The organism is Pyxidicoccus sp. MSG2, assembly GCF_026626705.1.
GTDB lineage: Bacteria > Myxococcota > Myxococcia > Myxococcales > Myxococcaceae > Myxococcus.
Genome location: NZ_JAPNKC010000001.1, coordinates 4,922,277 through 4,937,896, shown reverse-complemented (window position 1 = coordinate 4,937,896; position 15,620 = coordinate 4,922,277). Strand labels below are relative to the sequence as shown.

Below are 15,620 nucleotides of genomic sequence, written 5' to 3'. Positions count from 1 at the left end.
GGAACCCCTCCGCCAGTCTCGGAAGACCGCCGCCGACCGCGACTGCGTGAATGACTACTGCGCTTCGGCGGCGCCCGCGATGACGATCTTGCCGTCGGACTGCACGGCGACGCCGCGAGCGGCCTCGTCCAGCTTGCCGGCGATGACGTTCACCGTGACGATGCCACCGGTGCCGAAGGTGGTGTCGCGCGAGCCATCCAGGTTGAAGCGCGCGATGGCGAAGCGGTTGTCACCGCCCTCGGTGACGAAGCCCGTCGCGTACACCTTGTTGTCCGCGCCGAACGTCACGCCCCAGAAGCGGTCGTTCTCCGTCTCGGAGAAGGGCACCGCGCCCACGAACTCCGCGCCCGTCGTCACGTTGCGGATGAGCAGCACGGCGTCGTCGTCCTGTCCGCCACCGGCACGGTAGCCTGCGGCCGCCACGTACTCATCGCTGTTCACGTCGGCCTTCGCCACGTCGAAGAAGGCCTCGTCCGGACGGTCGAAGGAGTAGAGCTTGAAGCCCTCGTTGAAGCCGTCCGCCGTCGCGGGCTGGCCGTTCGCCGTCAGCAGCACCGCCATGGCGTCGATGTTGCCAGCCGTCGGGGTCCCGCTGCCCACCATGAACACGCGGTCGTCCTTCAGCGCCACCGCGTCACGGCCGCGGTCGTTGTCGCCGGCCAGGTTCAGGATGAACGAGCCGTTCGTTCCGTACGTCGTGTCGAGCAGGCCCGCCGCGCTGTAGCGGAACGAGATGAGGTCCACCGTCGTGCCCGAAACGCCCGCCGCGCGGCCGTAGCCGGTGGTGACGTAGGCGCCCGTGGACTGCCGGACGGCGGCATAGGCCTCGGAGACGCCCCACTCCTTGGTCGGGTCGGTCGTGGCGAACGGCGCCGAGTTCAGCACGCCCTTGGAGCCGAAGGTGTTGTCCAGCGTGCCCGCCTCGTCCAGGCGCAGCAGCACGATGCGGTTGGAGGACTGCGCGCCCACGCCCGAGGGCTGGGGCAGGTAACCGGCGGACATGATCTTACCGTCGTCCTGCACGAAGCCGTGGCGCGCGGAGTCACCCAGGCCGCCGATGTCCAGCGCGTAGAAGCCCTTGCGCGCGTTGGCGGCGGGGGTCGCGTTGAAGGTCTCGTCCAGCGCGCCGTTGGCGGTGAGGCGAGCGACCACGCGGTCGGTGTCCGTGCGGGTGCCGTCCGCCTTCTTGGTGCCGAACACCACCAGCCGGTCCTGCGCGGCGCGGCTGATGCCCCACATGGAGTCACGCACCGTGCCGGAGCCCGTGCCCAGGTTCACCCGCGAGATGCCATTGCCGCTCGCGCCGAAGCTGTTGTCCACCGTGCCGTTGGCGTTGAGCCGCACGAACGCCAGGTCCGTGTCCGGCGTGACGGTGCCGGCGTCGGTGCCCGCATCCGTGCCGGCGTCGGTGCCCGCATCCGTCTGGGTGCCGGCGTCGGTGCCCGCGTCCGTCTGGGTGCCCGCGTCGGGCGTGGGAGTGGGCTCTTCGTCCTCGCCACATCCGCCCAGGTAGGTCACGGCGACCCCCAGGACCAGCATGCTGGTCAGCAGCTTCTCGAAGCTCCGGTGTTTTCTCTGATTCGTCATGTTCAACCCTCGGGATGGGTGATGAGTGAATATGAGAGGGTTCTCATTTTTGGTGACCACACATGAGAATGGCTCTCATCTACGGTGGTCGAATATGAGAACGATTCTCATTTTCAGACTCGCAACGCGGCGCCTGAGTAGACCGCGAAACACTCGAAGTCAAGGTGCCACCCTGGTTTCGATAATAATTGTCAGTTTCAAGTTGGATTGATACTGCGAGGGTCATGACTGTCTTCAAAGCCCGTCCTGAAGTGCCCTCATGGCTGGGAGTGAGGGCCCTGGCATTCACCGCGGTGCTGTGCGTGGCGTGCAGCGACAGCAAGCCCAAGCCGGTGGATCCTCCCCCCGGGGACGGCACGGACGTGCGCGCGCAGCTGTTGAGCGCGGCGGGCGAGTGCATCCTGGGGACGGCGCGGGACTTCCTGCCCAGGGCCGCGGCGCTCCAGGCGGCGACGGCGGCGCTGCGGGACGCGCCGGACGCGGCGGCCCAGGCGGCGGCGCGCACGGCGTTCCACGAGGCGATGGACGTCTGGCAGGTGATGGAGGCGATGCAGGTGGGGCCGGCGGCGCCGCGCAGCAGCCCGGGCGGCGCGGAGATCCGCGACAACATCCATTCGTTCCCGCTCTACAACCGGTGCTCCATCGAGGAGCAGCTCGTCTCCAAGGGCTACGAGTCGGCCAGCTTCTCCTCCAGCCTGGTGACGCGGCGCGGGTTCCTCGCTCTGGAGTACCTGCTCTTCTACGAGGGCGCGGAGACGGCGTGCGGACCGAACTCCGCCATCGTGGCGCAGGGGACGTGGGCGGCGCTGTCCGCGGACGAGCGGGCGGCGCGCAAGCGGGCCTACGCGGCGGTGGTGGGGGCGGACGTGCGCATGCGCGCGCAGGCCCTGGTGGACGCGTGGGCGCCGGAAGGCGGCAACTTCCTGAAGACGCTGGCGACGGCGGGCTCGGGCAACACGGTGTTCCCGACGACGCAGGTGGCGCTCAACGCGATGAGCGACGCGCTCTTCTACGTGGAGCGCGAGGGCAAGGACCAGAAGCTGGCGCGTCCGCTGGCGCTGCGCGACTGCGCGTCGGACATCTGCCCGGAGTTGCTGGAGTCGCAGTTCGCGGGCCGCTCGAAGCAGAACCTGCGTCAGAACCTCGTGGGCTTCCGGCGCATCGTGGACGGCTGCGGTCCGGACTTCACCGGCCCGGGCTTCGACGACGTGCTGGTGGCGGCGGGCGCGGAAGCGGTGGCCACGCGGCTGCGCAAGGAGGTGGTGGAGGCCGACGCGGCGCTGGTCGCGGTGGAGGAGGACGACCTCAAGCAGGCGCTGGTGCAGGACAAGGCGTCCGTGCAGGCGGTCTACAACGACTTCAAGGGCATCACGGACCTGCTGAAGACGGACTTCATCACCACGCTGGACCTGGAGCCGCCCGCGGGCCTCGAGGGAGACAATGACTGACGTGGCCGGCGGTGGGGGCGGGACGTCCCCGCGTCCCATGGCATGGCTGTGGGCGTGGCTGCTGGCGCCCCGGGACATCGCCGCGCTGGCGGCGTTCCGGGTGGCGCTGGGGCTGCTCATCACCGTGTCGGCGGTGCGCTTCCTGGCCTACGGCTGGGTGGGCGTGCTGTTCGCTCAGCCCCGGTTCCGCTTCTCCTATTGGGGGTTCGGTTGGGTGCCCGTCCTCCCCGGCCCGTGGATGCCCGCGCTCTTCGTGGCCCTGGGCGTGCTGGGCGCGCTGTTGATGGTGGGGTTGTTCTACCGGGTGACGGTGGTGCTGCTGTTCGCGGTGTTCGCCTACGTGCAGTTGCTCGACGTGACGAACTACCTCAACCACTACTACCTGGTGAGCCTGCTGCTGGCGCTGATGTGCTTCGTGCCTGCGCACCGGGCCTTCTCCGTGGACGCGTGGCGCAGGCCGGCGCTCCGGCGGGACTGGCTGCCCGCGTGGTGCACGGTGCTGCTGCGCTTCCAGGTGTCGGTCGTCTACGTGTTCGCGGGGCTGGCGAAGGTCACCACGGACTGGCTGGTGCACGCGCAGCCGCTCAACATCTGGCTGGCCGCGCGCACGGGGCTTCCGTGGGTGGGGCCGCTGCTGGAGCAGCGCTGGGTGGCGTACGCGGCGGCCTGGAGCGGGATGCTGTTCGACAGCACCATCGTGCTGTTCCTGCTGTGGCGCCGCACGCGGCCGTTCGCGTACGTCGTGGTGCTGGGCTTCCACGCGGTGACGTTCGTGCTGTTCCCCATCGGGATGTTCCCCTTCATCATGGTGACGGCGGCGCTGGTGTTCTTCGACCCGTCGTGGCCGCGCGCGCTCGTCGCCCGGGTGCGGCGGCTTCCCGCCGCCGTGCGTCCTTTCACGGCAGGCGCAGGGGCGCTCCCGGCGGCGCCGGGTTGGAAGGGCCGGGTGGCGCTGGGGGCGGCGTTGGCCTACGCGTTCCTCCAGGTCGCGCTGCCGCTGCGTACGCACGTGTATGGCGGCAACGTGCTCTGGCACGAGCAGGGGATGCGCTTCTCGTGGCGGGTGATGACGCGGGAGAAGAACGGGAGCGCGACGTTCATGGTGCGTGACAGCGTCACCGGCCGCGAGTGGCACGTTCCGCCCAGCCAGTACCTCACGCGGTTGCAGGAGCGGGAGATGGCGGTACAGCCGGACCTCATCCTGCAACTGGCCCACCGGATTGCCCGGGACTTCGAGGCGACCACGCACCACCCCATGGAGGTACGGGCCGACGTGCGGGTGTCCCTGAACGGCCGGATGGCGGAGCCGCTGGTGGACCCGGCGGTGGACCTGGCAAAGGAGGAAGACGGCCTGGGGCCCAAGGCCTGGATTCTCCCCTCGCCCGAGGGGCCTCCGGTGCATCTGCGCCCGACGCGGGGCGGCGGCCCCGGCGCCTGACTCCGGCCGTCAGGCCAGCGTCAGCAGCGCGCCGCAGACCATCATCCCCACGCCCACGACGAGCTTCCACGACATGGGCTCTCCCAGCAGACCCCACGCCAGGACGAGCGTGAGGGCCAGGCTGAGCTTGTCGATGGGAGCCACCCGCGAGGCGGGAGCGAGCTGGAGCGCCCGGAAGTAGGCGAGCCAGGACAGGCCCGTGGCCACACCGGAGAGTGCGAGGAAGAGGAGCGTGCGATGGCGGAGCGTGGGAAGGGCGGCCCCCTCTCCCCGGGCCAGCGCGAGGGTCCAGGCGAAGACGAGCACCACCACCGTGCGCAGGGCGGTGGCGAGCGTGGAAGGCACGCCCTCCACGCCCACCTTTCCGAGAATGGCGGTCAGTGCGGCGAAACCCGCGGAAGCCAGGGCGTAGATCCACCACGTCATGTGTGTGACTCCTGGGATTCAGCGCTCGCGGAAGACCGCTTCCACGTCATTGCCGTCTGGAGCGAGCACGAGCGCAGCGTCATACCCCGGCGGCTAATCGGTGGCGATGTCGCGAAGCCCTGGAGGGTCATCGTTCGTGCCACCCTCTTCGAGGCCCGTTGTCTGTGTCGCTTCCCGCGCTCGAGCCGGTCAATCCGCGACCGCAGGTGTTCGGCGTCGAGCACGCCAGCGTCGCCTCGGCTGGCGAACATCTACCTCGGAGCGTCGCAACCTCGTGCGAGCCCTGCGAGTCATCCGGGCTCGACTCAGCCAGCGGCACCACGGCCGGCTGTACGCCTGCCCCCTGTGGCAGCGCCGGTGGACGGCGAAGGCCTCGCCGCACTCCCGACAGTCGAGGACGACAGCTTCCCGGTGGACGGTCTCCGCGGCAACGGTTGGCAGGCCGCTTCTCCTGGGATTGAGGTGGGTCGGTTGCGGTAACGCGGCGTGTGCGTTAAGCAGCCTCACGGTGCTGCGTCTTCTCCTCGTCATCGTGTTGCTCCACGGCCTCGTGCCCTCCCTCGGGGAAGCGGTCGAGTTCGTGGTGCATTACGCGACGTCGGGCCATCTGGCGCATTTCGAGCCTGGCGAGAAGGATCTGGACACTGGGAACAAGGAACACGGCTGCGGTCCCGTGGCTCACCACTGCGGCTGCTGCGCCAGCCAGTCCGTGCTTCCCACCCAGGTGGCGAGCGCCACACCGCCACTGCCGCCCTCCGGTGACGGCGCCATCCTCGGCCCCACCCAGCGCCTCGCGCTGGGGGCCTACCGGCGCCTCCTGCGTCCTCCCATAGCCGCCTAGGCTCCGCGCACGCGCGTCCCCTGCCCTCAAGGGCCCCCGTGTGTCCACGCGGGAGCTCATCATCGAGGCATGTGATGCCCTGACAGGCCTTCGGCCTTCGTCAGTGCCCTCGGTTCTCCCGCGAATCACTTCGGAGACGCCCGGGGCCTGCCTGCGCGCGCTGCCGCCCTTCTTCCCTTGAAGCGGCTCCCTCCCGCCCGGCCTCGCGCCATGTGGAGAGGGTCGGCCTTGGCACGTCCTCGCTGTCCTCGCGGAAGCCGTCCGCCGGTGTCCCGGTGCGGCCTCCGTGGCGGATGCCCCATGTCTCCTTGTCTGACTCAACCCATACGCAGACTCCTCCTGCCCTGCCTCATCGGGCTTCTTCCAACCGTCGCCCATGCGCAACGCACGCTGACCGCCGAGAGCGCGGTGGCCTTCGCACTGGAGCACAGCCCGCATCTGCTCTCCGTCCGCGCGCAGTCCGCCGCCGCCCGGGCACGTGTCGAGGGGGCCGGGCTCCTCTTCCAACAGAACCCGGAGGTGAGTGCCGCGGTGGGGCCTCGCACGCGCCCCGGGGGTAACTCCGTCGACCTGGGCCTGGGGGTCAGCCAGCGGCTCGAGGTCTTCGGCCAGCGTGCCGCGCGCAAGGACGTCGCGCGCGCGGAGCTGACGGCCAGTGACGCGCGCCTGGCAACCGCGAGAATCGACCTCGCCGCCGACGTCCGGGAGGCCTTCGCCCTGGCCCGCGCCGCCGAGCAGGAGGCCCTCCTCGCCGAGGAGGGCCGTGCCCTGGCGGAGCAGGCCCTCCAGGCCGCTGAGGAGCGCCGGGGCGCCGGCGCCGCGTCCCTCATCGAGGTCAACACCGCGCGGGTGGAACAGGGACGGGCCACCCGGGAGCGCACGCTGGCCCTCCAGCGCCGCTCCAGCGCCCTGGCCCAGCTGCGGCTGCTGTTGGGCCTGGAGCCCACCGAAGCGCTGACGCTGGAGGGAGGCCAGGACACGGAGCGCAAGGAGGCGCCCCTGCTGGCGGCCCTGCAGGAGAAGGCCCTCGCGCAGCGGGGAGAGGTGCAGGCCGCGGCCGCCGAGGTCGAGGCCGCGCGCGCGGCGGGGCGGCTCGCCGCGCGGGAAGTGCTGCCCAGCCCTCGCCTCGGCGCGACCTACAGCCGGGAGGAGGACGCCACCATCATCCAGGGCACCCTGGGCATCGAGCTGCCCCTCTTCAATCGCAACCAGGCCGCCCGGGGCGAGAGCGCCGCGCGACGGGTGGAGGCCGAGGGCACGCTCCGCGCGGTCGAGCAGCTGGTGCGCTCCGAGGTGGCCCTCGCGCTGGAGCGCTACCGCACCGCGAGCGCCGCCGCGGACGTCTACAGCGCGGACGTCCTCGCGGCGCTCCAGCAGAACCTGGAGCTGGTCAACGAAGCCTACCGGGCCGGCAAGGTGGACTTCCTGCAACTGCTGGTCATCCGCCGCGAGTCGCTGGACGCGCGGCGCGGATACATCGACGCGGTGCGGGAGCTCGCCGCCGCGGACGCACAACTCACCCGCGCAATCGGGAGCCTTCCATGACTCGTTCCGCACTGCTGTGCCTGTCGCTCTGCGTCCTCCTGTCCGGCTGCTCTCGCAAGGAGGAAACGCCTTCCCAGGGCCCGAAGCCCCCCGCCGAGGAGGGAGAGAAGAAGGGCGCGCCCCATGAGGAGGGTGAGGGCCATTCAGAGCTCATCACCCTCACGCCCGAGGCGCTGGAGAACGCCCAGTTGCAACGCGTCCGGGCGCGGATGATGCCGCTCACCCAGGGCCTCTCCGCCCCCGCTCGCATCACCTTCACCCAGCAGGGCCTCGCCCGGGTCGCCGCGCGCGTCCCCGGCCGCATCGCCAGCCTGGAAGTCACGCTCGGGCAGAAGGTGAAGCAGGGCCAGGTGCTCGGCTTCCTGGAGAGCCCGGAGCTGGGCCAGGCGCGGGCGGACTACCTCTCCGCGGCGACGAAGTCGCGCGTGGCCTCGGAGAACTTCCGGCGCGAGAAGGAGCTGCTGGGCAAGGGCATCTCCTCGGAGCGCGAGGCGCGCCAGGCGGAGGCGGAGTTCGCCACCGCCCAGGCGGACATGAACGCCGCGGAGGGACGGCTGCACGCGCTCGGCCTCAACGACGCGGAGATTCGCGCCCTCAAGGCCGATGAGCACTACAGCTCACGCTTCCCCGCCCGCGCCCCGCTGGAGGGCACGGTGGTGGAGATGGGCGGCGTCGTGGGCGCCACGGTGGATGCGGCCACGCCGCTGTTCACCGTGGCGGACCTCCGGGAGCTCTGGGGGGTGCTGGACGTCTTCGAGTCCCAGCTGCGCAGCGTCCAGGCGGGCCAGCCGGTGGCCCTCACCGTCGCCGCGCTCGGCGACCGGCGCTTCGAGGGCCGCGTGGCCTATATCGGCGACGTCGTCGACGAGAAGACGCGCTCGGTGCCCGTGCGGGTGGTCATCCCCAACGCCGACGGGGCCCTCAAGCCCGGCATGTTCGCCCAGGCCGAGGTCCTCACCACGCAGCGCGCGGAGGCAGACGCGGGAAGCGCGGAGCCCTCGCGCCTCGTGGTCCCCCGTGAGGCCGTCCAGAAGGTGGGCGAGGAGCAGTTCGTCTTCGTCCCGGTGAAGGACAACCAGTTCAAGCCCGTGAAGGTGCGCGTCGGCGCGAGCTCCGCCCGGGAGGTGGAGGTGCTCTCGGGCCTCGAAGCCGGCACCGACGTCGTCTCCCAGGGCGCGTTCATCCTCAAGTCCGAGCTCTCCAAGGAGAGCATGGGCGAGCACGACTGAGGCCTCCGCCCATGTTCGACAAAATCATCCACTTCTCCATCCGCAACCGCTTCCTCGTCTTCGTCCTGACAGCGGTCCTCATCGGCTTCGGCCTCTACGCGCTCAAGAGCCTGCCCATCGACGCCGTCCCGGACGTCACCAACGTGCAGGTCCAGGTCCTCACCACCTCTGCCGGGCTGGGCCCCGTGGAGGTGGAGAAGTTCGTCACCGTCCCCGTGGAGACGGCGATGAGCGGGCTGCCGGACACCGAGGAGATCCGTTCGGTCTCCAAGTTCGGCCTCTCCGTCGTCACCGTCGTCTTCAAGGACGACGTCGACATCTACTTCGCCCGCCAGCTCGTCCAGGAGCGGCTCACCACCGCGAAGGAGAGCATCCCCGAGGGCTACGGCACGCCGGAGATGGGGCCCATCTCCAGCGGCCTGGGTGAAATCTACCAGTTCGAGGTGAGGGGCGAGGGCAAGAGCCCCATGGAGCTGCGCTCCATCCTGGAGTGGCAGATCTCCCCGCGCCTGCGCGGCGTCCCCGGCGTCGTGGAGGTGAACGCCTTCGGCGGCGAGCTGAAGACCTACGAGGTGCAGTTGGATCCGGCACAACTGGCCGCCTACGGGCTGTCCCTGGAGCAGGTCTTCCAGGCCCTGGAGGAGAACAACGCCAACGCCGGCGGCGCCTACATCGCGCGGGCCCAGGAGCAGGTCCTCATTCGCGGCGAGGGAGTCGTCGAGTCGCTGGACGACATCGCCAACATCGTTGTCTCCACCTCCGCGCAGGGCACGCCCGTATTCATCCGAAACGTGGCGGAGGTGAAGTTCGCGCCCCAGGTGCGCCAGGGCGCGGTCACCCGCGACGGCCGGGGCGAGGCCGTCACCGGCATCGTGATGATGCTCATCGGCCAGAACTCGCGCGCCGTGGTGGAGGACGTGAAGGTCGTGGTCGAGAAGATCCGCCCCACGCTGCCCCAGGGCGTGACGCTGGAGACCTTCTACGACCGCACGGACCTGGTGCGCAAAACCATCCACACGGTGGCCCGGAACCTCATCGAGGGCGGCCTCCTGGTGGTGGTGGTGCTCTTCCTCATGCTGCGCAACCTGCGCGCCGGGCTCATCGTCGCCAGCGCGATTCCCCTCTGCATGCTGACGGCATTCATCGGCATGCGCGAGTTGGGCATCTCCGGCAACCTGATGAGCCTGGGGGCCATCGACTTCGGCCTCATCGTCGACGGTGCGCTCATCATCATCGAGAACTCGGTGCGGCACATCGCGGAGAAGAACCACCAGCTCGGCCGGGCCCTGACCCGTGAGGAGCGGGACGAGGTGGCGTACCGCAGCGCCATCGAGATGGTTCGCCCCGCCTCCTTCGGCGTGGGCATCATCGCGGTCGTCTACCTGCCCATCCTCAGCCTCACCGGCATCGAGGGGAAGATGTTCCGCCCCATGGCCATCACGGTCATCTGCGCGCTCGCGGGGGCCTTCGTTCTCTCCCTCACCCTCGTGCCCGCGCTCGCCTCCCTTGCCCTGCCGCGCAAGGTGCAAGAGAAGGAGAGCTTCCTCATCGTCGGGGCGCGCAAGGTGTACGAGCCTGCGCTCGCCTGGTGTCTGCGGCGCCGCAAGGCGGTGGTGGGCATCGCGGTGGGCGTCCTCGCGCTGAGCCTCGCCACCGTGCCCTTCCTGGGGGCGGAGTTCATCCCCCGGCTGGATGAAGGGGCGCTCGCGCTCCAGGCATGGCGCGTGCCCTCCGTGTCGCTGGAGGAGTCCGTGCGGCAGACGACCCTCATCGAGCGGGTGCTCAAGCGCTTCCCCGAGGTGGTGACGGCCGTCTCTCGCACGGGGCGGGCGGAGATCGCCACCGACCCGATGGGCGTCGAGATTTCCGACATCCTCGTGATGCTCAAGCCTCATGAGGAGTGGACGACCGCGAAGGACCGGGAGGGGCTCATCGCGGCCATGGACGAGGCCCTGCGCAAGGAGGTGCCCGGGAGCGTCTTCAGCTACTCCCAGCCCATCGAGCTGCGCGTGAGCGAGCTCATCTCCGGCGTGCGCTCGGACCTCGCCGTGAAGCTCTACGGGGAAGACCTGGACGTGCTGAAGAAGACGGGAGACCGGCTGGTGGCCGCGCTCGCGAAGGTGCCCGGCGCGGCCGACGTCAAGGCGGAGCAGGTGGCTGGCTTGCCGGTGGCCCGCATCCAGGTGGACCGCCAGGCCATTGCCCGTTACGGCATCAACGTTCGCCAGGTGCTGGACACCATTGAGACCATCGGCGGCCGGGAAGTCGGCACGGTGCTGGAGGGCCAGAAGCGCTTCGCCCTCCAGGTGCGCTTCAAGCCCGAGGCGCGGGCGACGGTGGAGGGGCTGGGGACGCTCAAGGTGGCCAGCCCGTCGGGCCAGCTCATCCCGCTGTCCGAGCTCGCGAAGGTGGTGGTGGAGGAGGGCCCGGCCCAGGTGAGCCGGGAGAACATCCAGCGCCGCCTCACCATTGAAGGCAACGTGCGCGGGCGCGACTTGCAGGGCTTCGCGGCCGAGGCCCAGGCGGTCGTCGCGCGCGAGGTGCCGCTGCCGCCCGGCTACTGGCTCGAATGGGGTGGCCAGTTCGAGAACCTCCAGTCCGCGGGCCGGCGGCTCGCTATCGTCGTGCCGCTCACCCTCTTCCTCATCTTCGTGTTGCTCTACAGCAGCTTTGGCGCGGTGCGCCCCGCGGTCCTCATCTACCTCAACATCCCCTTCGCGGTGACGGGCGGACTCCTGGCGCTGCTGGTGCGCGGCATGCCGCTCTCCATCTCCGCGGCCGTGGGCTTCATCGCCCTCTTCGGCGTGGCCGTCCTCAACGGCCTGGTGCTGGTGAGCTACATGCGGCAGCTGCGTCAGGAGGGGCGCGCCCCGGCGGAAGCTGCCCGCGACGCGGCGCACCTGCGCCTGCGGCCCGTCCTCACGACGGCGCTGGTGGCCAGCCTGGGCTTCATCCCCATGGCCTTCGCCTCCGGGGCGGGGGCGGAGGTGCAGAAGCCGCTGGCCACCGTCGTCATCGGCGGGCTGCTCAGCTCCACCCTCCTGACGTTGCTGGTGCTGCCTACCGTCTACACCTGGTTCGACCGGGACCGGCCGGCCGCGGTCCCCGTGCCTCCGGAAGACGCTCCAGGCGGAGCGGCCCATCCCCGTGTCGTTGAAGGAGGCGTGTCATGAAGGAGATTCAGGTCATCATCCAGCCCTTCAAGCTGAGCGCTGTCACCGACGCGCTCCAGGCCATCCCCGGTGTGGGCGGCATCACCGCCCTGGACGTGCGGGGTTTCGGGCACCAGCGCGGGCAGAACGGCCTGGAGCGGCCCGCGCGCGGCTCCGTCAACTACACGCAGAAGGTCATGCTCATCCTCGCGGTGCCGGACGACGTGGTGGCGTCCGTCCTCGCCACCATCGAGAAGCACGCGCATACGGGCAACCCGGGGGACGGGAAGGTCTTCGTCCTGCCGGTCGAGGATGCCCTGCGCATCCGCACGGGCGCCCGCGGAGGAGGTGCGCTGTGAAGAAGTCTTCCCTCGGACTTCACGCCAGCCGGCGGGCGGAGGTCGCATGAGTCACGGCCATGCTCACGAGCGCACCACCGACAACCAGCGCCGGCTTCGACTCGTCCTCATCCTCACCACCCTCTACCTGGCGGCGGAGGTGGTGGGGGGCCTCTGGACGGGAAGCCTCGCCCTGCTCGCGGACGCGGGACACATGCTGACCGACGCGGGCGGCATCGCGCTCGCGCTGATGGGGATGAAGTTCGCTGCAAGGCCCGCGACGCCGGAGCGCACCTACGGCTTCCATCGCGCCGAAATCCTCGCGGCCCTCACCAACGCCGTGGTGCTCATCGGCATCTCGCTCTACGTCGTCTACGAGGCCTGGGTGCGCTTCCGCAGCCCTCCCACCGTCGCCAGCGCGGAGATGGTGGGGGTGGCGGCCCTGGGCCTCGTCGTGAACATCGCGGGGTTGCTCATCCTGCGCGGCGGCACCACCGAGAGCCTCAACATGAAGGGGGCTTATTTCGAGGTGCTCTCGGATCTGCTGGCGTCGTTGGCGGTCCTCCTCGCGGGCGCGGTGATGTGGGTGACGGGCTGGTACTCCGCGGATCCGCTCATCTCCGCGGCCATCGGCCTCTTCATCCTCCCACGCACCTGGAGGCTCCTGCGCGAGGCGGTGGGCGTGCTCCTGGAGGGGACGCCCGCGACCGTGAACCTCATGGCGCTGCGGGAGGCGATCCAAGCCGTCCCCGGCGTCGAGAGCGTCCATGACCTGCACGTCTGGTCGCTCACCTCGGGGGTCAACGCCATGAGTGTGCACGTCGTCCGCCGCGACGCCTCCCTTTCAGATGAAGTCCTCCACGCGGTCCAGACGTGCGTCCGCTCCGGCTTCGAGGTGGCCCACCTCACCGTCCAGGTGGAGGCCCGAGGATGTGAGGCCACCGAGGTGCACCTCTGAGAGCAGGGGGCTGGCCGGCTTGATGTAGAACGCATCGGCCATGACTCCGGGCGGTGTGTCTCCGGGTAGCTCCGTGCGCGGTGCGATGCCATCCTGGGCCCCGGAACCATCTGGACGGAGTACACGCGAGGTGCGGATGCGGGCAGCAATCGTGGCAGGGGTGTTGGGCCTGGTGACGGCGTGCGCGGGCACGCGTGAGTCCACCGGAGTCACCGCGAAGGTGGAGGAGGGGAGGCCCATCGTCATCGCGCGCTCGTACACGCTGGAGTCGAGCGTGCTGAAGGAGACCCGGCGCATCAACGTGTACCTGCCGCCGGGTTACACGGAGGGAAAGGCCCGCCCGCCCGTGCTGTACCTGCTGGACGGTGGGGAGAAGGAGGACTTCCCGCACATCGCCGGCCTCGCGCAGCTGGGGAGCCTCAGCCAGACCATCCGGGACATGATTGTCGTGGGCATCGAGGAGACGGACCGCAGGCGGGACTTCACCTACCCGACCTCGGTGCCCGACGAGAAGAAGGCGCTGCCGACGACTGGAGGCTCCGCGGCCTTCCGTGAGTTCATCGCCCGCGAGCTGAAGCCGTGGGTGGAGGCGCGCTACCGCACGAGCGGCGAGTCCTTCCTCATCGGCGAGTCCCTGGCGGGCCTCTTCATCGTGGAGACGTTCCTGCGCCAGCCGGACCTCTTCAACGGCTACATCGCCGTGAGCCCGAGCCTGTGGTGGAGCAATCAGTCACTCTCGAAGGAGGCGCCCGCGCTCCTGCGGGCGCAGCCCGCCGGCCCGCGCACGCTCTTCCTGACCATGGGCAACGAGGGGGGCGAGATGCCGGAGATGCAGCAGGGCCTGGACGTCTTCGTCGCCGCCCTGAAGGAGCACACGCCCGAGGGGCTGCAGTGGCACTACGAGCCCATGCCCAACGAGTACCACCACACCATCTTCCACCCGGCCGCGCTCACGGCGCTGCGCAAGCTGCTGCCCGTGCCCCCGGAGCCGCCCGCGGCGGAGGCTGCCCCCTCCACCTCCGCGACGCCCTGAGCGGGGACGGCTGATGCAATTGCGTCAGTCGAGTTGGCGGACGAGCAGTACAAGAATCTGACGCCGCGCCCGTATTTCAAGCACCTCCATTCCATGGGCGGGCTGGTGGCGCAGGCCGCTCAACTCGCGCGCCCCACGTCCAGAGAATCCTCATGACACCGCGACAAGTCGGTGCAGTCATGCTGATGCTGCTGGCCGCTTGCAGTGGTGTGCCCCGCGTCACGCGCGCCTCGTTGGATGACGGTGAGGTGGGAGCCGGTGCGGCACGGTACGGGCTGAGCGTCTTCTCTGCGCGCACGGTGTCGGATGAGCCGGTGGAGGTGGACGAGGACGACTTCACCGAGGCGGTGGCGAAGCTGGCCCGTGAAGCGCGTCCCGTGGCGCAGCCTCAAGCGGAGGCCCGGCGGTTGTTCGCGGAGACGCGTGAGGCCCAGGCACGAGTCGACGGCGAACGCGTCATCCGGCTGGCGCCCGTAAACGTGAGCGCCGCTGCGTCGCGGGCGGAAGCGGAGCTGACGCGTGAGTACCTGCGCTGGTGCCAGCGCATGCAGGGCGGCGGTGACTGCCTGCGCCTGTTGGTGGACGGGCCCACCGTGCGCGGTGACGACAGGTACGCGCTGGCCCTGGCGATTTCACTCGGTTCCGTGCTGGCGGAGACGACTCAGGCCCTCAAGGGCATGGTGCAGCCGTCCGCCGTGCTGTCCCTGCTGGTGTGGACGGCCGTCGTCTACCTGCTGTTGTGGGCACTACCCGACCCGCTCTCCAAAACCATCGCGGCGGGGATGACGGTGCTGCTGCTGGGCTGGCTGGGCGTGGACACCCTGTGGAGCCTGATGCGCGGCTGGGTGTGCCTGGTGGAGGACTCGGACAGGGCCACCACCTTCGACGAGCTGAGCGAGGCCGGAGAGACGTTCGGCCGGGTGATGGGCGAGAACACCGCGCGCGTGCTGGTGATGGTGGCCACGACGGCACTCGGTGGCGCGATGCCCAAGCTGGCGAAGCTGATGCCGAAGCTGCCCGGCTTCACGCAGGCAGCGGTGCAGGCTGAGGCACAGGGAGGACTCCGGCTCGCGTCGGTGGCCGAGGTGGAGTCGGTGGCCGTCTCGTCCGAGGGCACCTTCTCCGTCCTGATGAAGAGCCCGGGGAGACAGGCGGGCGCGGCAGCAGCGGAGTCAGAGGACGCGGCCACCACCATCATCCGGCACCAGGGTGGCAACCGGCAGGTACTCACCAACGGCCAGCGCTGGCACGTGCCCACGAACAAGCCGCTCAAGGACATCCCGACGGCGGATCCCGTGGGAGACCAACTCCAAGCGGCGGCGACTCGTGTCGCTGGGGAATGGGGCCCCCATCGGCTCACGCGGCAAGAGCGCGATGCCATCGGAAAAGCCGCGGCTCGGGGCGAGCAATGGCTGGTGCGCCTCCTGGAGCGTCAGGCACGAGGCCGATTCCTGGAGAAGGTTCTTCGGAGGCAGTTTCCTCAACTGAGATGGAGCCCCAAGGGGGTCGATGCGGTTGACCCCTCAACCGGGTACAAATACGAGCTTCTCTCCGGGACAGATTCGAACCTGGCCCTGCATGGCACACGCATGGTCAGGGACCTCTTCCGGATGATTACCTTCTGA

General features: G+C 69.8%; 12 protein-coding genes. 10 read left to right on the top strand and 2 right to left on the bottom strand.

Annotated elements, in window-relative coordinates; translation table 11 throughout:
- Positions 1-54: 54 nt before the first annotated feature.
- A complete protein-coding gene (locus OV427_RS19145; RefSeq protein WP_267857566.1) occupies positions 55-1,587 on the bottom strand; it encodes a hypothetical protein in 1,533 nt (510 codons plus the stop codon).
- 224 nt (positions 1,588-1,811) lie between these two features.
- Between OV427_RS19145 and OV427_RS19140 the strand changes: the two genes are divergently transcribed.
- Together OV427_RS19140 and OV427_RS19135 are read left to right on the top strand one after the other, a co-directional pair.
- The gene (locus OV427_RS19140; RefSeq protein ID WP_267857565.1) at positions 1,812-3,035 is read left to right on the top strand and encodes an imelysin family protein; all 1,224 of its coding nucleotides are present in this window, start codon (positions 1,812-1,814) and stop codon (positions 3,033-3,035) included.
- A complete protein-coding gene (locus OV427_RS19135; protein WP_267857564.1) occupies positions 3,028-4,473 on the top strand; it encodes an HTTM domain-containing protein in 1,446 nt (481 codons plus the stop codon). The genes OV427_RS19140 and OV427_RS19135 overlap by 8 nt, the downstream gene beginning before the upstream one ends.
- A 9-nt stretch (positions 4,474-4,482) precedes the next feature.
- On the opposite strand, the gene OV427_RS19130 is transcribed toward OV427_RS19135, so the two are convergent.
- Entirely contained in the window at positions 4,483-4,899 is a 417-nt protein-coding gene (locus OV427_RS19130) for an EamA family transporter (protein WP_267857563.1), read from the bottom strand.
- Positions 4,900-5,407: 508 nt separating this feature from the next.
- Between OV427_RS19130 and OV427_RS19125 the strand changes: the two genes are divergently transcribed.
- From OV427_RS19125 to OV427_RS19090, 8 genes are all read left to right on the top strand, one after another.
- On the top strand, positions 5,408-5,740 hold the full coding sequence (locus tag OV427_RS19125; protein ID WP_267857562.1) for a hypothetical protein: 333 nt from the start codon (positions 5,408-5,410) through the stop codon (positions 5,738-5,740).
- Between the two features lie 408 nt (positions 5,741-6,148).
- On the top strand, positions 6,149-7,285 hold the full coding sequence (locus tag OV427_RS19120) for a TolC family protein (protein ID WP_267857561.1): 1,137 nt from the start codon (positions 6,149-6,151) through the stop codon (positions 7,283-7,285).
- Entirely contained in the window at positions 7,282-8,514 is a 1,233-nt protein-coding gene (locus OV427_RS19115) for an efflux RND transporter periplasmic adaptor subunit (RefSeq protein ID WP_267857560.1), read from the top strand. Before OV427_RS19120 ends, OV427_RS19115 begins: the two co-directional genes overlap by 4 nt.
- 11 nt (positions 8,515-8,525) lie before the next feature.
- Positions 8,526-11,687, top strand: a complete 3,162-nt coding sequence (locus OV427_RS19110; RefSeq protein ID WP_267857559.1) for an efflux RND transporter permease subunit — start codon at positions 8,526-8,528, stop codon at positions 11,685-11,687.
- Positions 11,684-12,025 (top strand): P-II family nitrogen regulator, encoded by a 342-nt coding sequence (locus OV427_RS19105; RefSeq protein WP_267857558.1) that lies wholly within the window; start codon positions 11,684-11,686, stop codon positions 12,023-12,025. Before OV427_RS19110 ends, OV427_RS19105 begins: the two co-directional genes overlap by 4 nt.
- 46 nt (positions 12,026-12,071) lie before the next feature.
- Positions 12,072-12,962, top strand: coding sequence for a cation diffusion facilitator family transporter (locus OV427_RS19100; RefSeq protein ID WP_267857557.1), 891 nt, complete (start codon positions 12,072-12,074; stop codon positions 12,960-12,962).
- Positions 12,963-13,098: 136 nt separating this feature from the next.
- Positions 13,099-13,995: an alpha/beta hydrolase gene (locus OV427_RS19095; protein WP_267857556.1), complete on the top strand. Its 897-nt coding sequence runs from the start codon at positions 13,099-13,101 to the stop codon at positions 13,993-13,995.
- Positions 13,996-14,147: 152 nt separating this feature from the next.
- Positions 14,148-15,620 (top strand): hypothetical protein, encoded by a 1,473-nt coding sequence (locus OV427_RS19090; RefSeq protein WP_267857555.1) that lies wholly within the window; start codon positions 14,148-14,150, stop codon positions 15,618-15,620.